Raw genomic sequence first — 26,709 nt, 5'->3', positions numbered from 1 at the left:
ATAAGCATTTTGTTTCATATACTTACTGGTTGTAGTCGCACACAAAGAAAAAGGTGTGGTCGCCTACCGTTTCCGGCTCTACATTGAGCCATTTTATAATCCCCTTTGCAGGCTTGGTTTTAGTAATAAGCTTTCCCGATGAGTCATAATCCTCTACACTCAGTATCCTGAACCGCTTGTTGGTGCATTCGTACAGGCAGTCGTATATGCAATAGCTGAAATCGTTCCATTTTTCGGCTTTTTCGGCCTTGTTTATTTTTGCTAATTCATACCTTATCCTGTTCACATATGCTTTTCGTCCTTTAGATGTAATATACACCCTCTTTTCCCGGGCATACGATATTGCACCTTCCTGCCGTATATTTGCCGTATCGACGTATATTTCTTCCGATCCGGTTACTGCTACATTAAACCATTGGGCAATGTTTTTAGCATTGCTTTTTGTCTGTACCGATTTGCAGCCTGTGGCTAAGATTAGCGAGCATGCAATGAAGTATAAATATTTTTTATTCATAATTTACCGGTTAATTTAGTTTACTGAACAAAGATAGAGTTTAATCCTATTTTTTATGAGAAACTTTATAGTTAATATTATTATCTTTGTTGGAATAAAGAAATAAAAGTGAAAAATATATCTGTATTTTGCGGTTCATCGTCAGGTTTCGACCCCATATTTATGCAACAGGCTTCATTATTGGGGCAATGTGTGGCACAACGTGGATATGGTGTTGTATATGGCGGTGCGAGCGTTGGGCTGATGGGTGCAGTAGCCAATAGTGCAATGCAGGCCGGAGGTAAAGTCATAGGGGTAATACCGGAGTTCCTGAAAAAGAAGGAAATTGAATTTGACGGTTTGAGCGAAATTCACGTCGTAGATACCATGCACGAACGTAAGGCATTGATGCACGAGCTTTCTGATGCTGTAATCGCACTGCCCGGAGGATATGGTACGCTAGACGAACTATACGAAATACTTACATGGGCGCAACTGGCGCTTCACAAGAAACCTATCGGGCTATTGAATGTGAAGGGCTACTACACCCCTCTGGTAGAAATGACAGCAAAGATGCAGGACAACGGATTTTTGAGAAATGATTACCAAAATCTACTGATAGTAGAAGATGATATAAGCAGGCTTTTGGACAAACTGGAAATGTTTGAGCCGGTAGAGAACGACAACTGGTTTGAAGCGATAAGCTGATTTCCTTTTTTTTGACGATATTAAGAGCCTGTTTAAATTTTAGCGAAAATATTTCTTATAGGTTCTTTAGTATGATTCTTAGCAACTTTTTTATGCTCTTTTTAGCGTATTTTCCACATTTTCCTCTCGGTTTAGCCCGCTAAACCAGCGAGCAAAACACATAAAATCTATCTAAAAATAGCTATAAAAAAGATTTACTATAAAATTAAAATAGACTCTAAAATAATAATACAAACGACAGACGACATGAGATTACCTTTGGTTTTACTTATTACCCTATTGGGTATTGTGGGGCCTATGCACGCCCAGAAAACAGAGAGAGTGACAAAAAAAACAACAAAACGTAAAGCTGTCACGAGCAGGGCATCTTATACTTTCTACATAATGGACAAGATAAATGAGATGGATAGCATATATAGTGAATACGAAAACGCCGTTCAGGTAGTATGGTCGGAAAGGCTCGACCATAAGATACTGAACAAAAGTGCCGCCCCTTATTTAGAGCAATTGACACATATCAAAGAGTTGGTTTCCAGACAAAAACCATTTGCCGATGGCGAAGAGTACAAGCAGGCGACTTTGACTTATCTCGAAGCTGTACGCGAAAAAGTGGAAACGCTGGAAAAAATGGGAGTCTTGGGAGCCAATGCAAATTCAGACCTGAACGAATATTACGATGCTTACCAGGCATTTAATGATGCTACCAACAAGGGAATAGAGGCACGGAATCATTTGCGGCAGGTAAAATATACATACGAAACCGGGAAGCCGGCGAGAACAGGTATGCAGTAAAATAAAAACAAGCTATAAAACAATGGCGTTGAAGATAGGAGACAAGATACCCGGTATATTAGGTAACGATCAGGACGGGAACGAAATAAAAGCATCGGATTATGCCGGTTCCAAATTAGTGCTGTATTTTTACCCCAAAGATAATACTCCCGGATGTACAGCCGAGGCTTGCAGTTTCAGAGATAATTTCTCATCTTTGCGTAAGGCCGGTTATCAGATATTGGGTGTAAGTGTCGATGATGAAAAATCGCACCGCAAGTTTATCGAAAAGCAGCAATTACCCTTTCCGTTGATAGCCGATACCGACAAGAAACTGGTAGAGACTTTTGGCGTTTGGGGCGAGAAGACACTTGCCGGACGAAAGTATATGGGCACGTTCCGTACCACCTTTATCGTCAACGAATCGGGCATTATAGAAGACATTATCGGGCCGAAACAGATAAAAACAAAAGAGCACGCTCAGCAAATATTGCAACAATCGTAGAATTACAGAAAATAACAACAGGTAAAAAAAAGAATGGCAGAAGAAAAAGAGAAAGAAAAAGCAGCGCCTAATGCAGAGAAAATGAAAGCCCTGCAAGCTGCAATGGACAAAATAGAGAAAAGCTATGGCAAAGGCTCCATCATGAAGATGGGTGACGACAAAATCGACGAAATAGCTGTAATACCAACAGGCTCGATAGCCCTGAATGCAGCACTTGGAGTAGGGGGGTATCCTCGCGGAAGGGTGATCGAAATTTATGGGCCCGAATCGTCTGGTAAAACCACCTTGGCAATACATGCCATAGCAGAAGCCCAAAAAGCCGGAGGTATAGCAGCCTTTATTGATGCAGAACATGCTTTCGACCGCTTCTATGCAGAAAAGCTGGGTGTAGATATCGAAAACCTATGGATTTCGCAGCCCGATAGTGGTGAACAGGCTCTCGAAATAACAGAACAACTGATACGATCGTCGGCCATAGACATTGTAGTTATCGACTCGGTAGCTGCCTTGACTCCTAAGGCTGAACTCGAAGGCGAAATGGGTGATTCTAAAATGGGATTGCAAGCCCGCCTTATGTCACAGGCTTTGCGTAAGCTGACAGCAGCAATCAATAAGACAAGCACCACTTGTATATTTATCAACCAGCTTCGCGATAAGATAGGTGTGATGTTTGGTTCGCCGGAAACAACTACTGGGGGTAATGCCCTGAAATACTATTCTTCTGTACGTCTCGATATACGCCGTATCGGGCAGTTGAAAGACGGCGACGAAGTGAAAGGTAGCCAAACAAGGGTGAAGGTAGCGAAGAATAAAGTAGCACCTCCTTTCCGCAAAGCAGAGTTCGATATCATGTATGGCGAGGGTATATCCCGTGCGGGCGAGATAATAGACCTGGGAGCCGATCTTGGCATTATCAAGAAAAGCGGTGCGTGGTACAGTTACAAAGATACAAAGTTGGGGCAAGGCCGCGAAGCAGCCAAAGATACGGTAAAAGATAACCCGGAACTTGCCGAAGAGCTTGAAACTTTAATATTTGCAGCACTGAAGGACAAAAAATAGAACTTGCCATCGCGCAAGGCTAAGTATTGAAATCTTTTCAAACTATCTATCCGTAAGAGGTAGAGGTTTGAAAAGATTTTTTATTTGTTGTTATCCTGCTTTCGGTCGAATATTTTTCTGCGTATGAGGGTATCTCCCATCAGTAGCAACATGCATATTGCCCCAATGGAAGTTATCAGTGGGTCGAAGTGCAATGACGGTATGCTTGCGGTTAGTTGTTCCCAGTGATCCGGATCTGTATTGACCGATAAATCGAAGAATGAGAAAATAGAAACTGTAACTATTATCGCTGCGGCTATACCTCCCGTGGTAGCCAATATGTTTACTATCAGCTTCTTTCTCTTTTGTTTCTTTGATACAATACGGACTTGTTTCATCAGCCTGCTTTCGAAGCTTGCAGAGGGCTCATCCAGTTCGGTATGTTCGAATAAACTCTTGAATATGTCTTTGTCGTGATCTTTCATTGCTGTATGAGTTTATTTAGTTCAAAGTTCATTATTTTTCTTATCCTGTACAACTTTATCTTGGCATTCGATACAGATAGTCCCGTGATATCGGCTATTTCCTGCATGCTTTGGTTGTTCATGTAGTACATTGTGATTAGTAACGCATCGCCGGGTGGTAGTTTTTTGAGTATGATGTCGAGATATTTCAGCAGTTCCTCTTTCGATGTTTCTCCGGTATTATATGAAGTATCGTCATCGGGAATATTTGCCGAGTTGTCTTCTAAAGTAGCAAAGTGAAATTTCCGTTTCCTGAGTTCCGATATGGTCACATTATAGGCTATACGATAGAGCCATGTGGCAAAACTCGATTCTTCGCGAAACTTATCCAGCGACTTGAATACCTTTATAAATACCTCCTGCGTAATATCCTCGGCTTCGGTTCGGTTGGCAACGATTTTATTGACAATGGTAAATACCATTTTCTCATATCGGCGCACAATATATACAAAGTCGTTGGTATGCCCATCTATGACTCTGCGCACGTGGAGAATGTCGTTGAAATCAGTCATACCTGTATGACGCAGTAATATAACATAGGTTACAAAATTATTAAAAAAAATATTTCTGCAATTTTTTTCGGAAAAGTTTGTAACCATCGGGTAGATGCTGCGTCAAAATAGGCAAAGAAACAAAACAGATTGTATAACTTTTTAAATATTTACAGATATGGTTAATTTAATTCCTATGGTTGTTAGTGTTGCGTTCTTTTACTTTACCTACAAGATATTCGAACTGATTGTAAGACGTAAGGAAAGGATGGCGATGATAGAAAAAATGTCGGAAGGTTTCAATTTTTCAGCATTAGGCGATATGAAGTCCGTGCCGTTTTTCAGGACAGAATCCGGTGGTTCGTGGACTATCCGTATCGGGTTGCTGCTGCTTGGCATAGGCTTGGGCGTTACCATTGCATCTGTTGTCGATATGGTAGCTACCCCGTCTTTGATATTGGAAAAAAAACAATACCATGATTTCCGCAATGCTATTGCTGTGCTCTATCTGGCATGTGCATCTGTATTCGGAGGTGTAGGCCTGGTCACAGCTTATTTCATAGAAAGACGGAAAGCGAAGTAACGATTGTTTATTAGGTTTTTATTCCGAGAGTTACCATGAAAAGTGGTAGCTCTTTTTTTCTGTTTAAAAAATATCTGAGGTAAAAAGATTGTTTTTGTTAAAAAAAACGAAAAGCAGAGGTGGATAGTGATAAAAAACTAATAATAGCGTCAAGTGTGAATAAGTAACTATAATTAATGCGCACAATCCTATGAAAATTCGTATCTTCTTATTGGTCGTATTGATACTTGGCGTATCAATAGCCAAAGCCCAGCATTCTGTGCCTGTCAGTGTACAGGTAAAGGGGCAGGTGATTGACTCTCTTACCAGCGAAACCATTCCTTTCGCTACTATCAAAGTGATGGATAGCAACAAGCCCTCGGTGTTGGCGAAAGCCGTTGCCGCCGACGAAAATGGCAATTTCAGCTTTTCCCTCAACAAGCAGGGCAACTATATTCTCCAGGCAGAGTATATAGGAAAGAAAACCCTGGTGCAAAATCTGGAAATAGGCACAACAAAGACTATAGACCTGGGCAAGTTGCTGCTCGCCGACGATAGCAAAGCCTTGTCGGAGGTGGTTATTACAGCACAAAAACCTTTGGTGAAAGTAGACCTCGATAAGATAACATATAGCATGGAAGACGATCCCGAATCGAAGACAAATAATGTGTTGGATATGTTGCGCAAAGTACCTATGGTGACTGTCGACGGAGAAGATAAGATACAGCTCAAAGGATCGTCCAATTATAAGATATACCTCAACGGCAAGCCCTCGAATATGATTTCGAGCAATCCCACCGATGTGCTCAAAAGTATGCCTGCCAATACCATAAAAGATATAGAGGTGATAACCGATCCCGGAGCAAAGTATGATGCAGAAGGCGTTGCCGGGATAATAAACATCATCACGCAAAAAAACACGTCGATGGGAGGCTATACAGCCACTATCAATTCGCGTGTCGACAACCGTGGAGGATTCGGGCTGGGAGGCTACCTGTCGATGAAGGTAGGCAAGATAGGCTTTACAGGCAACTATAATTATTATAAATGGCGTATGCCCCAAGCCGATTATAAATCATATACCGAGTTCTTCGATGCCGGCATGGACGACGGTAAATACTTTACTCAAAACGGGGCTTCGAAGAGCAATGGAAACGGGCAGTATGGCTCAGGCGAATTGAGTTACGAAATAGATACCCTCAACCTCATTAATATCGGCTATAACCGTTATGAAGGAAGTTCGCGAACCCGTTCCGACTGGTTTAACCAAATGCTCGACAGCAGGCGCGACTTGCTGTATAATTACAGGCAGCAGGGCAAAAGCAAGAACGTATATGGAGGTACGGACGTAAATGCCGATTACCAGCGCACTTTCAAGAAGAAAGACCAGCTATTGACCGCTTCGTACAGGTTTAGTTACAGCCCGAGCGATTCGAATGCCGATGTAGAGATAAAGGATGGAGAGGGCGAGCTTCCTGCCACAGCCGTTACCAATAGCCAATATACCGATGCCGATATGAAAGAGCATACCTTTCAGACCGATTTCGTTACTCCGTTTGGCAAAGTGCATAATGTAGAAGCCGGGGTTAAATATATTATCCGCCTCAATCAGAGCAATAGTGGCTACGATTTTCTGGGGGCTTCGGGTTGGGAAACACTGCCCAAAGGAAGTTCCAGCGAATTTGAGCACAGGCAGGATATCCTTGCCGCCTATGGTGGATATAGCGCCAAGTTTAAGAAATGGGGAATTAAAACAGGCTTACGCTACGAAGCAACATGGCTTAATGCCGAATTTCCATTAAGTGCAGAACAGAATTTCAAAACCGACTATTCCAACCTGGTTCCTTCGGCTACGGTTACCTACCAGCTAAAACCGGCACAAAATATACGGTTGGGCTACAATATGCGGATTTCGCGCCCGGGAATAGGGCAGCTGAACCCATACGTCAATTCGTCCAATCCCAACTTTATAGTTGTAGGTAATCCTGAACTGGATGCTGTGAAAACCCACTCGTTGAACGTAAACTATGGTTATTTCAGCAGGAAGCTCAACCTGAATATGAATATGTCGTACAATTTCAGCAACAATGGCATAGAAGACATCACCACATCGGAGGGCGGGGTGAATACCACTACATACGGCAATATCGGCGAGCGTAAAAACGTTCAGTTGTCGGCATATGTGAACTGGTCAGCGACCGACAAACTGCGTATTTATTCCAATCTGTCGGGAGGATATGTTGATATACAGACAAACAAAGATGCCGCACTGCCACAAAATAAGGGAAGCTTGTCTAATAATGGCTTTTCGGGCAATATGTATGCGGGAGTGCAGTATTCGCTGCCTAAATCGTTCCGTATATCGGCCAACGGAGGAGTATTTAGCCCATACATCAGTTTAGAAAATAAGGGATCGTCATTTACATTCCATACCTTATCACTCTCCAAAGGCTTTCTCAACGATAAACTCACAATACAGGCGCATGCCCGCAACCCTTTTATGGGAAAGAGAGACTTCAAGAATGAACGCCATGCCTGGAACCTGTATTCGGAAAATACTAATACACAGCGTATGAGGGCGTTTGGTATCTCTATCTCGTTCCGCTTCGGGGAAATGAAGGCACAAATAAAGAAGACTAAACGCAGCATTAACAATGATGATGCTATGTCGTCGGGCCAGCAAAGCGGGCAAGGCGGAGTTCAGGGAGGAGGACAAGGACAGTAGTAGGTAATACCTTTAACAAAAGTCAGGGAAGCTCTTATTACAGAAAGGGCTTCCCTGATTTTATTTGTCAAAAGCTGTTATTCATCTATCCGGCCGGTGGCTTCTTGTTCCGAAGGAGGTATTGGAGTGGTATCTGCGGCTTTCGCAGTTTCGGTTTCGGCATCTTTTGGCTTATACCATTCTACCTTGCGCAAAACAAACATCACGATTGCCAAAGCGACAAACAAGCCTACTGCACCAAACAACAGAGCCATATTTTCCTGTTGCAGTATTATATACAGGTAGGTATAAAGCCCGACGAAAAATATGCCCATAATCATAGTCTGCTTCAGGTTTTTGAACATTGTAGACGAATATGCAGTTACCAATATCGTAGTAGCTGAGGCCGATATCAAATACGAGAGCGAAAAACTCAAATGCTCCGATATAGCCAGTAGCAAGCTATAGAACAGCACCAAGGCACAACTTACAAGCAGATATTGTACTGGATGAATCCGGCGTTTGCTCAATAGTTCAACAAGGAAAAACACAACAAATGTCAATACAATAAACATAATGGCATATTTCACCGAGCGCATCGTCATCTGGTATTTATCTACGGGGAATTTAAATTCAAGGCCTAATGATGAGCCTGTTAATTGATCATTTGTTCCTGTCCACATTTGCACATAGTTGCGATTGTAATCAAACACGTCCCAGCGGGCATCGAACCCGTTTTTGTCTATCACCCTGTTGGTCGGCAGGAAATCGCCATCGAACGAAACCGTATTCCACAGGGACTTGAGATGGACGGTAGTTTCTTTCCCTATCGGAGAAATATAGAACCCATCCGAGCCATTGAGGGCAAGGTTGAAGTCGAACTTGTATTCTTCTGTATGCGGATTCAACGCGACATTTACGGTTAAGCCCGATTCGATGACCGAGTTAGCCTTTACTCCCGGTTGCACCATCTGAGGTTGCCCGTTTACATTGAATACAAGCTTGTTCTTTACCCCTTGCAGATAGGGTATCCCTATCAGGATGAAAGCATTGTTCCACATGACAGCGTCGTCCTTTATGTTCAGTTTTGTATAATCGGGCTTGGTAAAACTTCCGCTGACTTTGAGATCCGACTGATATACTAATGTCTTGAACAAAGAGCGTTTGCGTTCTTCTGTCTTCACATCGCCTTCCACATGATAACTTTCGGGCAGGAAATAAGCATAGCCTATTATCGGAGCCTGGTTCTTGTCTGTGCCTGCGCGATATGGCAATACCAGTACAGGGCCTGTCAGTTTTTGCACTCCTCCCCATTTTGTGTTTATATCGTCCTGGGCTACTTGCTGATTCTCTTCGCGTTCTTCTATCAGCGATTGTATCAGGTTGATAGGTAGCAGCATAAGCACAGCCATGATAGCAACTACAATAATTTTGACAAAAATCATGTCTACATTTGTTTTCATAAAGCTTAAAATTTAATATGTAAAAGTTCTTTGAGTTTCAAAGTGTGTAAATAAAAAAAATTATGATAAAGGATTAATCAATCTTTCCAGAGCGTCGATATGTGCTTTAAAAAGCTTTTCGCCTAACTGTGTTACCTTGTACGATGTATTCGGTTTCCGCCCTATAAACTGCTTCTTCACCTCTACAATGCCTTCTTTTTCCAGAGCTTTGAGATGGCTGGCCAAGTTGCCATCCGTAACATCCAGCAATTCTTTCATCGTATTAAAATCGACAGCATCGTTGACCATCAGCACCGACATGATACCTAGTCGTACACGGCTGTCGAAGACTTTGTTAAGTCCCGAAATCAAATCTTTCATAGTCAACCGTTTTTAACCGACTTCATGTCATATTTATAATACATAATTATGCCATACAATATATGTAGTACGCCAAATCCCAATGCCCAGAATAACAATCCGTTGTAAACAAAAATGCCGGCAAAGAGCCCCAGTATTATTTCGCATGCTCCAAGCATCTTTATATCCCTGTATGTGCGTGCCCCTGCATATATCAGCGACAACCCGTAGAAGATAAGCATGGTAGCTGCAACCATGCGCGTCGCGTTCTGGAATATGAGGATGATGCAAAACAGTCCGCCGACAACCATCGGAACTCCAAAATCCTTCAATATCTGGATTGTTACAGGCATCCAGAATTTAGAGCCGTCTGCTTTAGCTTTTTTCAGGCTGAAATACAGTCCTGAGGACGTTGCTAAAACCAGTACGATCACTGCCAGTATGATGAAATCGTAGAGCAGCGAGCCTGTGAAAGTATATACTTTCGACAAGATCAGATGCCCCACGCCGGCGCCCAATAAGGCGAACAATCCTGCCGAAACCCCCGACATGCCGCTAAGCGACAGGAATTTACTCGACCGTTCCATCATAGAACGGATATGCTTTATATCGTCTAGCTTTGTTTCCATAAACATCTACTTTGAAATGCAAAGTAAGTGTAATAATTTGAATAATACAATAGTCTATTCTTATTATTATTGCGAATCAGCAGTTGGGATCTAATAGTAAAATCGTTTTTTTATACTGCATAAAAGCAATTTTGAGTTAAACATTTCATCATTAGCTCATCCTGCCGCGCCCTCCTGGGCTTGCCCTCCCTTTTGGCATTGCCCAAAAGGGAGCAAAAGGCTAGTGCTTCGTTCCTCGGCGACCTGCCATCGGTTTGCCGGCTGAAAGGGATAAACGGGCTTTGCCCCATCCCTTTCTATGCCGCCTTCACCGGACAGGTTCCCGCCTGCGGAACTAATGCACATCCGCTGGCGCACGACTAGAATTGTCGCAAACCCTTGTCTGGCGTCAGCCCGCGCCATTAGCTTTGCGTACGGGGCACCCACGCGATGCAGGCGGCGTAGAATGAAGTGGGGGTGCTGTTATGCAACTTTGCTAAGCCAACAAAAGGCTTGCTGTTAGTTCACTTCATTCAGCCGGCAAAGCGCAAAGTGGGTCGTACGGCTAAGCGAGGCGCAAAAGAGTTTTTGGTTCCTTTTGGGGCTTAGGCCAAAAGGAACGCAAGCAATCTCTGATTGCGCGCAGTATAAAAAAGAACATATAATTTAACTACTGATTGACATTATTATTGCATTTATGCTTTCCGACCGATATCTTACCCGATAATTCTCCACAAACTTTATCTATAAGATTTAGTAATAATGCAATATACAAAAAGTAACAGTGCGAAAACCGGTAAAATGTGTTACCTTTGTTACCTTTTTAATATAAGTCGCTGATTACAGGGAAGCAAACCTGCAAGCAAGAGCGAAAAAGTAACAACAGATAAATATGGAAAAAGTGTTACTTTTGTTACTTTTTCCGGAAAAACAAAGTAAAGTATGGCAGATTCGAATTTTATAGACTACGTCAAAATATACTGCCGCTCGGGTAAGGGCGGACGCGGTTCAACCCATTTCCGTCGTGAGAAATATATCCCAAAAGGCGGTCCCGACGGGGGTGACGGAGGACACGGGGGCGACATCATCCTGCGTGCCAACCGCAATATGTGGACGTTGCTCCATCTCAAATTCCAGCGCCATATTCTTGCCGGACATGGCGAAAGCGGGTCGGGTAGGCTGAGTACCGGAAAAAGCGGCGAATCGAAAATCATAGAAGTGCCGCTCGGAACGGTTGCCTACGATGCCGAAACGGGCGAATACCTTTGCGATGTAACCGAAGACGGGCAGGAAGTAGTACTGTTGAAAGGTGGTCGCGGCGGACGTGGCAACAACCATTTCAAGACTCCGACCAATCAGGCTCCGCGCTATGCCCAACCGGGTGAACCGTATCAGGAAAGGCGGGTTATCTTTGAGTTGAAAGTACTGGCAGATGTCGGCTTAGTTGGTTTCCCGAATGCAGGTAAATCCACATTGCTTTCGGTGGTCTCGGCTGCAAAACCGAAGATTGCCAACTATCCGTTTACTACATTAGAACCAAAGATAGGAATGGTAAGCTATCGCGATTACAAATCGTTTGTAATGGCCGACATTCCGGGTATTATAGAAGGGGCGAGCGAGGGCAAAGGCTTAGGGCTTCGCTTCTTACGCCATATAGAGCGCAACTCTTTATTGCTGTTTATGGTTCCTGCCGATTCGGACGATATACACAAGGAGTACAGGATATTGCTCAACGAACTGGCACAATTCAACCCCGAGTTATTGGACAAACGCCGAGTGTTGGCAATAACTAAAGCCGATATGCTCGACGATGAGTTGATGGAGGCTCTCGAAGAAGACCTGCCGCAAGTACCTCATATATTCATTTCTTCTATAACAGGATACAACATCGTACAACTGAAAGACCTGCTTTGGCGCGAGCTGAATGCTGACGGGGAATACCAGAAGTCGTTTACCATCTCGCACCGAAATCTCGACATCAAATCGCTCGGTTTCGAAGGTGGTGATGACGAAGACCTGCCGGAAGATGATTATGAAGAAGAAGACTGGGACGAGGAAGAAGAAGGTTTCGACCCTGAGTTTTACTACGAAGAGGGAGAAGACTTTGCTGGTGATAAGGATGATGAATGATGAGAGCCATCGGGTCTGACAATCTTTTAAGCTTCGATAAGCTATCGGAATATCCATCTTTACTACATTTTACAACAACCGTAGAGGGTGGGGTAAGCGGTGGCAACTATGCGACCTTCAATCTGGGCATGTATTGCGGCGATGATATAGATCATGTTGCGGAAAATAGGGAGCGTTTAGCCGGAATAATCGGCATAGGGGAGGAGGACATATATGTTCCTTATCAAACGCATGAGGATAAGGCGGTTGTTATCAATGAGGAATTTCTGCAAAAGAGCGACCTCGAAAAGATTCAGGCTTTGAACGGTGCTGACGCCCTGATTACCAATCAAAAGAATATCTGCATTGGTATAACTACTGCCGACTGTGTTCCTATCCTTATTTACGACCCTGTGCAGAATGTATTTGCCGCCATCCATGCAGGGTGGAAAGGTTCGGTGTTGAAGATAGCCGGAAGTACGGCAAAAGCAATGGTTGAGCAGTTTGGCTGCAAGGAAAGCGACCTACTTGCAGGTATTGCCCCGTGCATATCACAGAAGCATTTCGAGGTGGGAGAAGAGGTTGTAGACGCTTTCCTATCTGCCGGATTTGCATTCGAAGACATCGCTTACCGAAACAAGGATACAGGCAAAGCCCATATAGATTTGGAGAGAGTGAACGAACTCACGTTGTTATCTGCCGGTATTCTTCCGGAAAATATAGAGAAAGCGGGGCTGTGCACATACTCAAACCCCGATAAGTTCTTTTCGGCACGGAGGCAAACCGTACACTCCGGCAGGATGATTACGGGAGGGGTGTTGGTCGGTTGATATTATTCGGTATATCGGGTATTCAATACCCAGTTTAGAACCATTTCTCTGTCGAATATTTTCCCTATTATCTTATATTTGGAGTCGTTTAGTGGATTCCTGCCGATCAGCGGTTCCGACATAACGCCGGTTTTAGGTTTGTAATAGTTGGAATGTACAAAAGACATCTTGCCATCGCGATAGTAGATATAGCCCACGTGGCAATCGAGCCCGACAATATACAGGCCTTCGCCTTTTTGTTTCAGGTAATCGACTACTTCGCTCATCGGACTTTTGTGGAAACGCTTTATATCTTTTTCCGCAGAAAGCTTCTTTACCATATACTCCGATGCTTGCTGCGCCCACTTTATACGGGGGATATTGAACCCCATATCCTGGAGGGTGGTAGAAATGAAATAGCCACAGGCAATAGCCCCGTTTTGCGGAGTGCGTGTATGCCCGTTGAAATCCCAAGGAGTATTGTACCACGAGTGGAAGAAATCGTCGGAAATCGCCAACAGGTACATTTGGGCTTCATTTATTATGCTATCCTTATTATTCGTTTTTTGATAGGCTGAATAGAAAGACTTCCTTTTGTTGGCAACCTCCTCCTTTAATGCAGGGTATGGTTTCAGAAGCTTTGTGGATATTGCTTGCGATTCAATGGATAGTGCCTGTGCGTTTGAGTAGTACGAAAGTGTTAAGAGAATGAATAATAAGGGGGGTAGTTTTATCATTATGGTGTATGGGTATTAGTGTCAACCGGTATTTGTGTTTTTTATATAAAAGAACGTTTTTACTGTTAGATTCCAATTGCTGATTCGGATTATGAATAAAGGGTTGTTTTGTAATAGAGTATTTTCTCACCAAAATCCATAAAAAAAGGATGCTTTATTAAAAAAAACATCCTTTTGTGGTTATTTTATCCTGAATCAATATCTGTAGTGGTCGGGTTTGTAAGGGCCATCTACGGGAACACCCAGGTAATCAGCTTGCTCCTGAGTCAACTTGGTGAGTTTTACTCCGATTTGCTCCAGATGCAGGCGTGCAACTTCTTCGTCGAGATGTTTTGGCAAGCGATATACGTTGATGTCATAATCCCTGATCCAAAGTTCGATCTGTGCCAAAGTCTGGTTTGTAAACGAGTTGCTCATCACAAACGAAGGGTGGCCGGTCGCGCAACCAAGATTCACCAGGCGGCCTTCTGCCAACAGGAATATCGAATGTCCATCGGGGAACGTATATTTGTCCACCTGTGGCTTGATATTGATATGTTTGATGCTAGGGTAGTTAACCAGCTTGTCCACCTGTATCTCGTTGTCGAAGTGGCCGATATTGCAGACGATGGCCTGATCTTTCATCCGCGACATGTGACCAATGGTTATGATGTCCTTGTTTCCGGTTGTGGTAACGAAGATATTGCCTTCCGATACGGCATCTTCCATTGTTGTCACTTCGAAGCCTTCCATCGCAGCCTGAAGCGCGCAGATAGGGTCTATTTCGGTAACCAGTACCCGTGCACCGTAAGAGCGCATTGAATGAGCACAGCCTTTGCCTACATCGCCATAGCCTGCTACTACGACAACCTTGCCCGCAATCATCACATCGGTTGCCCGTTTGATGCCATCGGCCAGAGACTCGCGGCAGCCGTACAAGTTGTCGAACTTAGACTTGGTAACCGAGTCGTTTACATTGATGGCAGGTACGAGCAGTTCGCCGCGTTCCATCATCTGATAGAGGCGATGCACACCTGTTGTAGTCTCTTCCGATACCCCTTTCCACTCGGCTACAGTCCTGTGCCAGCGGTTCGGGTCTTCTTTCAGGATGCGGGAGAGGGTATTTAGTATGACGTGTTCTTCCTGGCTGGATGCTTCTTTATTGAGGAAGTCGGGATTTTCTTCAGCTTTATAGCCCCAGTGGATCAGGAGTGTGGCGTCTCCGCCATCGTCTACTATAAGGTTAGGGCCTTTTCCTCCTGGGAAGTTGAGTGCTTGTTCTGTACACCACCAGTATTCTTCCAGCGTTTCGCCCTTCCATGCAAAGACAGGGATGCCTGCGGCGGCGATTGCGGCAGCGGCATGGTCTTGTGTAGAGAAGATGTTGCAGCTAACCCAACGGATATCTGCTCCCAATTCTTTGAGTGTTTCTATCAGGACTGCTGTCTGCACTGTCATATGCAGCGAGCCCATAATACGGGCGCCCTTCAATGGCTTTTCTTTGCCATACTTCCGGCGAAGCGCCATTAATCCGGGCATCTCGTGTTCGGCTATTTCAATCTCTTTCCTGCCGAAGTCGGCAAGGCTGATGTCTGCTACCAGGTAAGGCAGGTTGGGGATAAGTTCTTTCGACATTATGTATTTTGATTAGATGTATTCGTCTCCGTATTTGAGCTTCACGTCTGTAACAAACTGTTTGATACGTTGTTCTTCTTCTTTCTTGCATATAAGCAAGACGCCATCGGCTTCGGCAACTATGTATCCTTCCAGTCCTTGTATCACGGCTAGTTTTCCTGCGGGCAGTGTAACTACGTTTTCCGAGCTGTCAAAGTATAGCGTATTGGCTATCAGGGTAGCATTTGCATTCTCGTCTTTGTCGGATATTTCATATAAAGACCCCCATGTGCCCAGGTCGGACCATCCGAAGTCGGCAGCTTGTACATAGACATTGCCGGCTTTCTCCATAATGCCGTAATCTATTGATATATTGGGGCAGAAAGGAAATGTTTCGTTTATGAACTCCTTTTCTTTGTCTGTTCCGAAAAGGCTCTTTCCCTGATCGAACCGGTTGGTTATTTCAGGCATATGTTGATGGAAGGCTTTGAGTATGGACTTGGTGTTCCAGATAAAGATTCCTGAGTTCCAAAGAAATTCTCCGCTTTCGTAGAATACTTTAGCCAGTTCAAGGTTTGGCTTCTCGGTAAATACTTTAACCTTGTTTACGTTATCTAGCTTTTTGTCGCTCATTTGGATATATCCATAGCCGGTTTCAGGCCTACTTGGACGTATTCCTAACGTCAACAGCGCATCGTTCTTTTGTACGAAGGAGAAGGCGTTCTGTATGATAGAGAGGAACTCATCTTCTTTGAGAATCAAATGGTCTGATGGTGCTACGACGATGTTGGCATCGGGGTTGAAGGAATTGATATGATAAGTGGCAAAGGCAATGCAAGGAGCGGTGTTTCTGCGCATTGGCTCAAGAAGTATTTGGTTTGGCTTCAATTCGGGAAGTTCGTCCATTACCATCTGGGCATATTCGTTGTTGGTCACTATGTATATGTTCTCGGGTGGTAATATCTTCTTGAAGCGGTCGACTGTCATTTGTAGTAGCGAACGGCCTGTCCCAAAGAAATCGAGGAATTGTTTCGGGCGAGCTTCGCGACTGAAAGGCCAGAAGCGGCTGCCGATGCCTCCGCTCATAATTACACAGAAATTGTTTTTGTTGTCCATATCTGCTAGAATTTATGCAAAAATACATTATACTAAGCTATAAACAAAACAAAAGAATAACAATAACTCTAAAAAATAAATAACTATTTTTCAGAAAAAACTCGTTGAAATGTTTGATATCAAAAAAATATATGTACTTTTGCATCCGCAAGCCCAGATGGCGGAATTGGTAGACGCGCTGGTCTCAAACACCAGTGGATTCATTTCCATGCCGGTTCGATCCCGGCTCTGGGTACTGAGGAGGAGAAAGTTGAAAAACTCTCTCCTTTTTTAATTTCTATACCTCTTAACTCGTTGGTTTGGGATCAATGTAAAAATTTGAGGGATTTAGCTAGCCTTGTTTCGATATGTGCACGATTAGGATTTGCAAGTATATTTATTCTTCCTTTTTTGAAAATACACCACATTTGCACCACATCTTTTTGGCTCACCCCGAAAACTACATCTTCATCCCATTCATCCCACATTGTAACAGTAAACGTTTTTTTTGTTATTACATCAAATAAATTCATCACGATATGCCTGCTTCTGGTTAATAACTGTTGGCGGGTATCTCCGTTTTTCAAAGGCCTTAAGAATATATTTGCGTTTTTCTATTTTTGCTAATGCCATTACTTTATTGTCCAGATCAAGAGTAAATTGGCTATCTTTTAAACCGATCTCGAACTAACCTTAACACTGCATGATTAATGCATATTTTTGTCTGATAATCCATATTTAACCTTTAAATAATCATAAAAATAATTTAAAGAACCTTTATTTGCACTACACAAAAGTTGCTCTATGCCGATTTGTTCTTTCAAGATAATTAAATAATAATAAATATTCATAAATCTATGCCAATGAAAAAAGGAATATTGCTAATCCTTATTTTCTGTAGTGCTTTTATTTATGTAAAAGCAAATGATTATCCGGTAGATTACGTAAACCCATTGATGGGAACATTATCTAAACATTCGTTATCAACCGGGAATACATATCCGGCCATTGCTTTGCCGTGGGGTATGAATTTTTGGACTCCTCAAACAGGTAAAATAGGTGACGGATGGGCGTACACTTACGATGCAGACAAAATAAGAGGATTTAAGCAAACTCATCAGCCAAGCCCTTGGATGAACGATTACGGGCAGTTTGCTATTATGCCAGTTACAGGAAAGGTGGTTTTCGATCAGGATGAAAGAGCCAGCTGGTTTTCGCACAAAGCCGAAACTGTAAAACCTTATTACTACAAAGTCTATCTGGCAGATCATGATGTTGTGACAGAAATTACTCCAACTTCCAGATCAGCTATGTTTCGCTTTACATTTCCTGACAATGACCAATCATATATTGTTGTAGATGCATTCGATAACGGTTCGTATGTAAAGATTATACCTGAAGAAAATAAGATTATAGGTTATACAACCAAAAACACAGGAGGAGTACCCGACAATTTTAAAAATTACTTTGTAATCGTTTTCGACAAACCCTTTACATATACAGCTTCCGTATCAAAAAATAATATTAACACTTCTGCCAAAGAAGTAGCCAGCGACCATGCCGGAGCTATCATCGGCTTTGCTACAAAGAGGGGTGAAAAAGTACATGCACACGTGGCGTCGTCATTTATCAGTTTCGAACAGGCCGAACTCAATTTAAAAGAATTGGAGAATAAAACATTCGAAGATATAAAAGAACAAGGCAGGAATGAATGGAACGGGGTATTAGGTAAGATTGTAATTGAAGATGACAACATTGACAATTTAAGGACCTTCTATTCCTGCCTTTATCGCACAGTGCTCTTCCCTCGAAGTTTCTATGAAATAGATGCTCAGGGTAAAATAATGCATTACAGCCCATATAACGGAGACGTTTTGCCGGGCTATATGTTTACCGATACAGGCTTTTGGGATACATTCCGTTCCCTGTTCCCTTTTCTCAACCTGGTATATCCTTCGATGAGCGAAAAAATGCAAGAAGGTTGGGTCAATACCTATAAAGAAAGTGGCTTTCTGCCAGAGTGGGCAAGCCCTGGCCATAGAGATTGCATGGTAGGCAACAATTCGGCCTCTGTAGTTGCAGATGCTTACCTGAAAGGGCTTCGCGGATATGATATCGAAACTTTGTGGAAAGCTGTCGTACACGGAGCAAACGATTACTTAGATCGCACAGCATCAGGGCGTAAAGGTTATCAATACTATAACAAACTGGGATATGTGCCATATAATGTCGGCGTTCACGAAAGTGCAGCACGCACGCTCGAATATGCTTATGACGACTGGTGTATCTATCAGTTGGGCAAAAAACTGGGGAAACCTAAAAAAGAAATAGACATATTTGCCAAACGCGCAATGAATTATAAAAACATCTTTGATCCGAGCCATAAATTGATGAGGGGTAAAAACGAAGACGGTGTATTTCAGTCACCCTTCAATCCTCTAAAGTGGGGTGATGCTTTCACCGAAGGCAATAGCTGGCACTACACATGGTCGGTATTTCACGACCCGCAAGGATTGATCGACCTGATGGGAGGAAAAGATGGCTTCAATCAGATGATGGATTCGGTATTCAATGTGCCACCTTTGTTCGACGAAAGTTATTATGGCGCAGTGATTCACGAAATACGTGAGATGCAAATTATGAATATGGGCAACTATGCACACGGCAATCAACCGATACAACACATGATTTATCTATACAACTATTCAGGTGAACCCTGGAAGGCTCAATATAGGTTGCGCGAGGTGATGGATAAACTTTATACTCCTACTCCCGATGGTTATTGTGGCGACGAAGACAATGGGCAGACCTCAGCCTGGTATGTGTTTTCCGCTATGGGATTTTATCCGGTATGCCCCGGGACCGATCAATATATATTAGGCTCTCCTTTATTCAAAACGATGACTGTTCATCTCGAAAATGGAAAGAAAATAGTTGTTAATGCGCAAAATAACGGCAAAGATAAACGCTATGTAGAGTCTCTCGATATTGATGGAAAAACCCATAATAAAAATTATCTGACACACGATTTGTTAATAAATGGAACAACTATAGATTTCACAATGTCAGCTACAGCAAACAAAGGCAGAGGCACTAACCCAAGCGATTTCCCTTACTCTTTTTCAACTGCGAAATAAAACTATAAAACAGAAAGAAAAACAACATAACTGTAAATCTCTTTTATGTACAATAAAACACAAAATATTGCTCTAGTCTCACTCTCTTTGTCTTCTGAAAATTTGGGAGTTAGATATATTTTTATTAGAGAGAGAAAAAGAAAGAGAGAGAGAAACCAGTTAAATTACAAAAAAGCACTAATACAGGCAATAGGAAAATTCCGTTGCCACAGGGTAAATATTCGTTTACATTCATAACTGCATGGTTATGAATGTAAACGAATATTTGTTTTTTTAAGATAAGTCAATTCTTAATTTACGATTTAAAAGATATGCATGGTTGACAACCATCAATTTTACAACCGATAATCAATACTAAATAGCATTAAATCCTACACCTGATAATTTATTAAAAAACCTTTATTTAATCTCTTTAATCTTAATAATGCAGATGACATGAAAAGAATTAGAATCTTAAGAACTTTTATGTTCGCTTTTTTGCTGGGTACTATAGTGTCCCTTGCAAGTTCTTGTAGTGATGACGATGACTCTACAATAGTAGGTTATGGAACTGTCAGCGGTACTGTTACCGACCTGATGGGATCGCCTATTTCGGGAGTCGAAGTTACTATTACTGATGTGGAAGGATCCGCAACAACCGGATCTGATGGGAAATACACTTTTTCTAATGTGTCGATGGAAAAGCATGCTGTATCCTTTGCAAAGGAAGGCTATGTAACAATTAGTGCTACGATTCTGGCTAACTCGTTTGACGAGAACAAAGTAGCATCTATAAGCCTATCGATGGTGGATGCCAAATCTAAAATTATAGGTAAACTGTTAGATGGCAACAATAATGGCCTGCCTCTTGCCGGAGTTACCGTAAGTATTAGTGCCGAAAAAACTATGGAAAGTGCCACTGATGGTACGTTTGCTCTCGAATATTTGTCAGTAGACGACTATACAGTAACATTCACCAAAGCTGAATACGTAACAGTGAAAAAAACGGTATGTAAAGCCGATTTCGTAAATAATGTGGCTGACCTGGGAACCATATTGATGAGTGGTTCTGAGCCTTTGCCGGGATTAGGTATTAACGATTTGCAAAATGCAGATAAATGGTACTACAATGAATACCGTGGTGGTGGTAACGCCGATGCTTATCCGCATTGGGATTGGGCTTGTAACTATTTCTGTTCAATGACATTTGTTGGTAATTGGGAAGAACAATGGGAAGGTACAACATTGCGTATCCAAAATGATGGAAAGCAACGAGAAAACCCTGCTAACCTAGATACCTTCGATTCATTTACATATGGTAGTAAGCTAATTACAGAAGATAACAAAATCCTTTCATTAAGAGTACGTACGCATAATGCAGATGCAGCCTCTCCTGCATACTTTGGTGTACAGGTAGTGGATCTTAGCCAAGCAGAACCTACAGCTAAAAAAGTTGGTGATACTAAAACTTATGGATCGGGTGATTATACTGATTTTGACTTCGACTTGAGTGAATACGTAGGTAAAGAAGTTGTTATAGCTATTGGTATATATCGTAAAGAAACAGGAGACTACTGGAAACAACTGGTGCTTCGTGCCATCCGCTTTGCTAACCAAAGAGTAGAAGGCTGGGGTTGGTTGCCAGAAAAAGAAGTTGTAGATGGATGGAAACTAACTACAGAAATGGTACGTTCCACCATGGTACATACTAAAAAATCATTTACAGGTATTAGTCCGAAGGGAGCTGGTAGAGACGTAAATATGTCATCAGGATACCCTGCGGCTTATCAATCATGGCGCGCAGTGTCACATATCGGACATGAGTGGGCATATATGCCTCTTAATAAAGACCCTGAAGTGACCCCATCCGAAGGTTATTTGATTAAAACAAAAGGTGGAGATGGTGTTGTAAATACCAAAGTACCGGAATCTTACTTCTATTCTAAATATGCTATAGCAGCAGGAAGTAATAAACTGACACTTAAGACCCGTAATTTTGGTAGTAACTATACTTACTTCAAAATATCGGCAGTTGAAGAAAATGGTACTGTCACCCATCTATCGCCGGAATCAAACACTGCGACAGAAGCAGCGGCTGCTGCGGATGGATGTTGGAAGTTTAAACACGACAAGGGTGGAAAAGATAATCCTAATGATTACGCCTCATTTGTTTACGACCTTTCGCAATTCGACGGAAAGAATGTAGTACTGACCTTCGGTGTGTATAAAGGTGAACAAAATGGAGACGAAAGTAAACTTGTATTTTATAGCGTTGATCTGAATTAATAAAATAATATTGCTCCCTGCGGGTCTTTTGTTCACTGGTGTATGCAAAAGACTCGCAAAGGGAACAAAAATACCCCAATAATATGAAAAAAATAGTAATTACAATCCTTTGCTTCCTGTTCGTAATAAGTGCTTGCAGCGACTCAGACGATGGATCGGGTAGTGGAGAAAAACCGGGAACTGCTGCAACCCTTGCCGAACAGAATATCCTTCGGGCAATGGAAATAGTAGATAATGCTGTGGAATGCTACTTTGAGGGAGCGGGAATGAAGATGGCACGATATTATAACCCATACACCGGGTTGCGCTCCGAAGAGGTTGGCAGTGTTTGGATGTACACCAGCTCTATAGAAGCAGTAAACGCAATATTACATGGACTGAAAGCCCATAAAGAGCTTGGCAACGCCGAACTTTACAACAAGCATTTCATCCGTTACACCGAACTATTGCAAACGTTGTACGAAAATGCAGCTTATTACAAAGGGACGTATATATTGACCTCATATACACAAACTAAACAATGGTCGGTATATGCTGTACCCAGAGGGGGCGACAAAGGACATGCCGATGTAGTAGGCGACAAAAACAAGAATAATGTATATGACGACCAACAATGGCTGATACGCGAACTATTGGAAGCGTACAAATTGACAGGAAAGGCTGATTACCTAACAGAAGCCGAATACCTTACCGACTATGTGTTGGATGGCTGGGACTGTACCTTGGATAACAATGGTAAAGAAAATGGCGGAATCACATGGGGCCCCGGTTACGTAACTATGCACTCGTGCAGCAATGGCCCAATAGTAAGCCCATTGGTATGGTTACACGAATTATATAAAGGCAAAAACGACGAAATTACATACAGGTACATCGCCGCCGACAAAAGCCGCAAAACGGCATCTGTGAAAAAAAGTGATTATTATCTGGAATTTGCCAAAAAAGTATATGAATACCAAAAAAGCCATTTGTTGCGCCCCGATGGTGTATACGACGATATGATGGGTGGCTGTAGCAGCGGAGATGTACTTTATGAAACTATAGATGGACGAAAATACCGTGCCCATACACAGCTTCGCGATCGTGTAGGACCGGCAATTTCATACAATAGCGGAACAATGCTGTCGGGAGCAGCAGACCTGTACCGGGTAACCGGCGATAATGGGTATCTCGACGATGCAAAAAAACTAACAGACGCAAGTTTCTCACACTTTGCAAAAGCCGAACCTTCTAAACCGGGATGTTACACTTATGATATAAATGGTTTCAGCAATTGGTTCAATGGAGTGTTAATGCGTGGATATGTAGATGTATATCCGTCATACAAAAATGCAGCAACAGCAATTGGAAGTTTTCAGAAGAACCTTGACTATGGGTATGAAAATTTTGCCTATAAAAGCTTTTTGCCTACGAATTTGCTGGTAGGCTGGAGTCGTGACAAAGGCAACAACAAGTCGGAGGCTATGTTTACATTTGCCTATGCTGCAGAGTATGCCACGTTAGCACGTTACGAATTGGAAAAGGAAAACTAACTTAAATTATTATTATTATGATAGAAACACGACAAATGAAAAAAATGCACTCCTTGTCTTCTTGCATTTTATTGGTGCTATTTCTTGCATTCGCACCTGTATCGTTGTGGTCGCAAAATAGAACCATATCGGGTGTAGTGATGGATGAAACCAACGAGCCCGTTATTGGTGCTAGTGTGGCGATTAAAAACACGACAGTAGGTGCCATTACCGATATTGATGGCCGGTACACAATTGAAGCGCCATCCGATGCTGTCTTGGTTTTCAGATTGTTGGGTTACACCCCAAAAGAAGAAAAAGTGAATGGACGCAGCCAGATCAACGTAACAATGAACGTTGACGAAACTACTCTCGACGATGTGATAGTAGTTGGTTACGGAGTACAGAAAAAAGTGACCTTAACAGGAGCAGTTGCTGGTGTCAAAGGTGAAGAAATGATAAAGACCAGGAATGAAAACCCTCAGAACATGCTTACCGGAAAAATTGCCGGGGTACGTGTATGGCAAAAAAGCTCTGAGCCGGGATCGTATAAAAACAATTTCGATATTCGCGGTCTGGGCGCGCCACTGGTTGTTATCGATGGTATTCCCCGCACAACAGATGATTTCCAAAGGTTGAATGCCAATGATATTGAAGATATCTCTGTGTTGAAAGATGCCTCTGCCGCTATCTATGGGGTACGTGCAGCTAACGGGGTGTTGCTGGTAACTACGAAAAAAGGATCGAAAGACGGGAAAACAACAGTTACTTACAATGGCTCGTACACCCTGCAAGTGCCATCAAAAATGCCAGAACTTGCCGACCCGTACGAAACAATGATATTGTATAACGAAAGGAACAATAACATAAAGAACAATGGTGCTTATGCGCCTATGTATGACGAAAGTTGGTTCGAAGCCTTCCGCAACGGAACAAAACGTACCACCGATTGGAACTCGTTGATCTTTGCCAGCAGCGCACCTCAAACCCAACACGATATTAGTATTTCCGGCGGAAATGAAAAAACTCAATATTATATTGGTGCCGGTTATCTATATCAGGAAGGTTTCTTCAAAACAGGGGATTTGAATTATGAAAAGTTCAATGTCCGTTCTAATATAACGACTAAAATAGCCAGAGGATTGACTGCCGAACTTAACCTGAGCGGCGTTTTGGACGAACGCAATAGCCCATACGAAGAATCGCATCAGATCATCCGTTCTTACTGGAGGCAAGGCGTACTATTTCCAGCGTATGCCGACCCGGCAAATACGATGTTGAGCTACGTAGGATTGGAAGAATACGAAAACCCTGTGGCATGGATTGATTCGGAAATGTCGGGTCATCGTAAATATAAGCAAAAATACTTCCAGTCTTCGGCATCTGTTACTTACGATCTGGGAACTATAACTCCGGTATTAAAAGGATTATCATTGAAGGGGCTATTTAGCTACGATTACCGTATGGATAATAATGAGAGGTTCCGTAAGGAATACTATCAATATGCCTATGACGAAGCTAATGATGTATATAACAAGCAAATATATTCAAAAGGTTCTCCATCCCGTATGCGCCGCGAAATGTATGATAAACAACAAACCTTGGGGCAATTTCTGATCAACTACAACCGTACATTCGGAGAACATACTGTAAGTAGTGTATTAGGCTGGGAAGGACAAAAACAAACCGGAGATAACTTCTATGCTCAACGCGACCTTGCTTTCGGAACACCATACCTGTCTTCGGGACATGACGATGATACACAAAAAGGTGGTATGTCCAGCGGCAAAAATGATGTTTATGACCATACTTATTCTGCGTGGATTGGCAGGTTGAATTATGCATACGGAAGCCGTTATCTGGCCGAAGTTCAGTTCCGTTACGATGGCTCATCCAAGTTCACTCCGGATAACAGATGGGGATTCTTCCCTTCAGCTTCTTTAGGCTGGCGCGTGTCGGAAGAACCTTTCTTCAAGGAAATAGCTGCACTCTCTTTTGTAAACCAATTGAAATTCCGTGCAAGCTACGGGGAAATGGGATACGATGGTTCGTTGGAATATGACTGGGCAACGGGTTATGAATATCCTGCAACAAGTCCGAACGGAGAAAAGGGATACTATGCAGAATGGGCACCGGGCTATATATTTGGAGGTAACTTTGTAACAACTTATAACCCTCTGGCTCTGCAAAATCTTAACTCTACATGGTTTACAGCAAAAACATTTGATATTGGTGTCGACTTCGAGGGATGGAATGGACTATTCGGATTCTCATTAGATTACTTTAATAGAAAGCAGGAAGGCCTTTTCGCCCGTAATACAGGAGAACTCCCAACAGTGGTAGGTGCTAGAGCTCCGAGAGAAAACCTTGACAGCGAACGCCATTTCGGTCTCGACCTGGAAATGACACACCGCAACAAAATAGGAGACCTTTCGTATAAAGTGAAAGCCATAGGTACAATTACCCGTCAGAAACGATTGGTTGGCTCAGAAAAAGGCCCTTGGTCAAACTCTTATGACCGCTGGCGTAACGATAACCTGAACAACCGTTACCAGGGAGTACAGTCTGGTTATGAATCTGCCGGACGTTACCAAAGCTGGCAAGACATATGGACATATCCAATCTATAAAGAAAGTGCCCTTCTGCCAGGCGACTATAAATATCAGGACTGGAATGGTGACGGCCAAATCAATGGTTTAGATATGCATCCTTATGCTTTCGACCAAACGCCGTGGTTGAATTTCAGTTTGGGGCTTGATTTTGCATATAAAAATTTCGATTTGAATATCTTGTTCCAGGGTTCGGCTCTTGGTTCTATGATATACCAAGAAGCCCTGCGCGACATATGGGGTAGTAACGGAGGAGGTGCTCTGAAACAATACCTTGACCGTTGGCACCCTAAAGATCCTAATGCGGATATCTATGACCCTAGAACCGAATGGGTCAGTGGGCACTATAAATATACAGGACGTCCTTCTTCTGACGAAAATTCAGAGTTTAATCGTGTAAGTACAGCATATCTGCGTCTCAAAAGTATTGAATTAGGTTATACTCTTCCTAAGATTAAAGCATTGTCGTCGATGAATTTACGCCTATTTGCCAATGCTTACAACCTATTTACTATAACAGGAGTGAAATTTGTTGACCCGGAACATCCTGATGATGAAAAAGGAAGGTTATACCCTCTTAACAGGACCTATACAGTAGGTATGTCTCTTTCATTCTAAGAATTTTATTAAAAGTTACA

23 protein-coding genes and 1 tRNA gene are annotated in these 26,709 nt (G+C 42.6%); 14 read left to right on the top strand and 10 right to left on the bottom strand.

Annotated features, from left to right (window positions below; genetic code table 11):
* Positions 1–22 precede the first annotated feature (22 nt).
* A complete protein-coding gene (locus tag D0T57_RS01310; RefSeq protein ID WP_163270082.1) occupies positions 23–514 on the bottom strand; it encodes a surface-adhesin E family protein in 492 nt (163 codons plus the stop codon).
* A gap of 108 nt (positions 515–622) precedes the next feature.
* Here D0T57_RS01310 and D0T57_RS01305 point away from each other — a divergent pair, with 108 nt between their 5' ends.
* The 4 genes from D0T57_RS01305 (at position 623) to recA (ending at position 3,536) form a co-directional block, all read left to right on the top strand.
* Positions 623–1,201, top strand: coding sequence for a TIGR00730 family Rossman fold protein (locus D0T57_RS01305; protein WP_163270080.1), 579 nt, complete (start codon positions 623–625; stop codon positions 1,199–1,201).
* 246 nt (positions 1,202–1,447) lie between these two features.
* Positions 1,448–1,993: a hypothetical protein gene (locus D0T57_RS01300; RefSeq protein ID WP_163270078.1), complete on the top strand. Its 546-nt coding sequence runs from the start codon at positions 1,448–1,450 to the stop codon at positions 1,991–1,993.
* A gap of 22 nt (positions 1,994–2,015) precedes the next feature.
* A complete protein-coding gene (bcp, locus tag D0T57_RS01295) occupies positions 2,016–2,477 on the top strand; it encodes a thioredoxin-dependent thiol peroxidase (RefSeq protein ID WP_163270076.1) in 462 nt (153 codons plus the stop codon).
* A gap of 33 nt (positions 2,478–2,510) precedes the next feature.
* Entirely contained in the window at positions 2,511–3,536 is a 1,026-nt protein-coding gene (recA, locus tag D0T57_RS01290; RefSeq protein ID WP_163270074.1) for a recombinase RecA, read from the top strand.
* 80 nt (positions 3,537–3,616) lie between these two features.
* On the opposite strand, the gene D0T57_RS01285 is transcribed toward recA, so the two are convergent.
* Positions 3,617–4,000, bottom strand: coding sequence for a hypothetical protein (locus D0T57_RS01285; protein ID WP_163270072.1), 384 nt, complete (start codon positions 3,998–4,000; stop codon positions 3,617–3,619).
* Positions 3,997–4,551: an RNA polymerase sigma factor gene (locus tag D0T57_RS01280; RefSeq protein ID WP_163270070.1), complete on the bottom strand. Its 555-nt coding sequence runs from the start codon at positions 4,549–4,551 to the stop codon at positions 3,997–3,999. The genes D0T57_RS01285 and D0T57_RS01280 overlap by 4 nt, the downstream gene beginning before the upstream one ends.
* 157 nt (positions 4,552–4,708) lie before the next feature.
* Between D0T57_RS01280 and D0T57_RS01275 the strand changes: the two genes are divergently transcribed.
* Positions 4,709–5,113: a DUF6249 domain-containing protein gene (locus tag D0T57_RS01275; RefSeq protein ID WP_163270068.1), complete on the top strand. Its 405-nt coding sequence runs from the start codon at positions 4,709–4,711 to the stop codon at positions 5,111–5,113.
* Between the two features lie 190 nt (positions 5,114–5,303).
* On the top strand, positions 5,304–7,817 hold the full coding sequence (locus tag D0T57_RS01270; protein ID WP_163270066.1) for a TonB-dependent receptor: 2,514 nt from the start codon (positions 5,304–5,306) through the stop codon (positions 7,815–7,817).
* Positions 7,818–7,894: 77 nt separating this feature from the next.
* On the opposite strand, the gene creD is transcribed toward D0T57_RS01270, so the two are convergent.
* From creD to D0T57_RS01255, 3 genes are read right to left on the bottom strand one after another with little or no spacing between them, the layout of a single operon-like run.
* Positions 7,895–9,259 (bottom strand): cell envelope integrity protein CreD, encoded by a 1,365-nt coding sequence (gene creD, locus D0T57_RS01265; RefSeq protein ID WP_163270064.1) that lies wholly within the window; start codon positions 9,257–9,259, stop codon positions 7,895–7,897.
* A gap of 60 nt (positions 9,260–9,319) precedes the next feature.
* Complete coding sequence (locus D0T57_RS01260) at positions 9,320–9,619, bottom strand: transcriptional regulator (RefSeq protein WP_163270062.1); 300 nt, start codon at positions 9,617–9,619, stop codon at positions 9,320–9,322.
* 2 nt (positions 9,620–9,621) lie between these two features.
* Positions 9,622–10,227 (bottom strand): hypothetical protein, encoded by a 606-nt coding sequence (locus D0T57_RS01255; protein WP_163270060.1) that lies wholly within the window; start codon positions 10,225–10,227, stop codon positions 9,622–9,624.
* A gap of 192 nt (positions 10,228–10,419) precedes the next feature.
* Here D0T57_RS01255 and D0T57_RS01250 point away from each other — a divergent pair, with 192 nt between their 5' ends.
* From D0T57_RS01250 to pgeF, 3 genes are all read left to right on the top strand, one after another.
* Entirely contained in the window at positions 10,420–10,590 is a 171-nt protein-coding gene (locus D0T57_RS01250) for a hypothetical protein (RefSeq protein ID WP_185154605.1), read from the top strand.
* 558 nt (positions 10,591–11,148) lie between these two features.
* Positions 11,149–12,336, top strand: coding sequence for a GTPase ObgE (gene obgE, locus D0T57_RS01245; protein ID WP_163270058.1), 1,188 nt, complete (start codon positions 11,149–11,151; stop codon positions 12,334–12,336).
* Entirely contained in the window at positions 12,333–13,145 is an 813-nt protein-coding gene (gene pgeF, locus D0T57_RS01240; RefSeq protein ID WP_255490455.1) for a peptidoglycan editing factor PgeF, read from the top strand. The genes obgE and pgeF overlap by 4 nt, the downstream gene beginning before the upstream one ends.
* Positions 13,146–13,147: 2 nt before the next feature.
* Here pgeF and D0T57_RS01235 read toward each other — a convergent pair whose 3' ends face one another.
* From D0T57_RS01235 to D0T57_RS01225, 3 genes are all read right to left on the bottom strand, one after another.
* Entirely contained in the window at positions 13,148–13,861 is a 714-nt protein-coding gene (locus D0T57_RS01235) for a hypothetical protein (RefSeq protein ID WP_163270056.1), read from the bottom strand.
* A 195-nt stretch (positions 13,862–14,056) separates the two neighbouring features.
* Complete coding sequence (gene ahcY, locus D0T57_RS01230; RefSeq protein WP_163270054.1) at positions 14,057–15,475, bottom strand: adenosylhomocysteinase; 1,419 nt, start codon at positions 15,473–15,475, stop codon at positions 14,057–14,059.
* 12 nt (positions 15,476–15,487) lie between these two features.
* Positions 15,488–16,570, bottom strand: a complete 1,083-nt coding sequence (locus D0T57_RS01225; protein WP_163270052.1) for a mannose-1-phosphate guanylyltransferase — start codon at positions 16,568–16,570, stop codon at positions 15,488–15,490.
* A 151-nt stretch (positions 16,571–16,721) separates the two neighbouring features.
* On the opposite strand from D0T57_RS01225, the gene D0T57_RS01220 reads away from it, so the two are divergent.
* Positions 16,722–16,805: transfer RNA gene (locus D0T57_RS01220), tRNA-Leu, on the top strand.
* Between the two features lie 70 nt (positions 16,806–16,875).
* Here the strand turns inward: D0T57_RS01220 and D0T57_RS01215 are convergent.
* Positions 16,876–17,136, bottom strand: a complete 261-nt coding sequence (locus D0T57_RS01215; protein ID WP_163270050.1) for a hypothetical protein — start codon at positions 17,134–17,136, stop codon at positions 16,876–16,878.
* A gap of 276 nt (positions 17,137–17,412) precedes the next feature.
* Between D0T57_RS01215 and D0T57_RS01210 the strand changes: the two genes are divergently transcribed.
* From D0T57_RS01210 to D0T57_RS01195, 4 genes are all read left to right on the top strand, one after another.
* Positions 17,413–19,686: a GH92 family glycosyl hydrolase gene (locus D0T57_RS01210; protein ID WP_163270049.1), complete on the top strand. Its 2,274-nt coding sequence runs from the start codon at positions 17,413–17,415 to the stop codon at positions 19,684–19,686.
* A 435-nt stretch (positions 19,687–20,121) separates the two neighbouring features.
* Entirely contained in the window at positions 20,122–21,951 is a 1,830-nt protein-coding gene (locus D0T57_RS01205) for a carboxypeptidase-like regulatory domain-containing protein (protein ID WP_163270046.1), read from the top strand.
* Positions 21,952–22,034: 83 nt separating this feature from the next.
* Positions 22,035–23,483: a glycoside hydrolase family 76 protein gene (locus tag D0T57_RS01200; protein WP_163270045.1), complete on the top strand. Its 1,449-nt coding sequence runs from the start codon at positions 22,035–22,037 to the stop codon at positions 23,481–23,483.
* 17 nt (positions 23,484–23,500) lie between these two features.
* Complete coding sequence (locus D0T57_RS01195) at positions 23,501–26,689, top strand: TonB-dependent receptor (protein WP_163270043.1); 3,189 nt, start codon at positions 23,501–23,503, stop codon at positions 26,687–26,689.
* Positions 26,690–26,709 lie beyond the last annotated feature (20 nt).

The organism is Dysgonomonas sp. 511 (genome assembly GCF_010501105.1).
Lineage (GTDB): Bacteria > Bacteroidota > Bacteroidia > Bacteroidales > Dysgonomonadaceae > Dysgonomonas.
The sequence above is the reverse complement of the archived record's forward strand: the minus strand, read 5'-3'. Positions and strand labels throughout refer to the sequence as shown.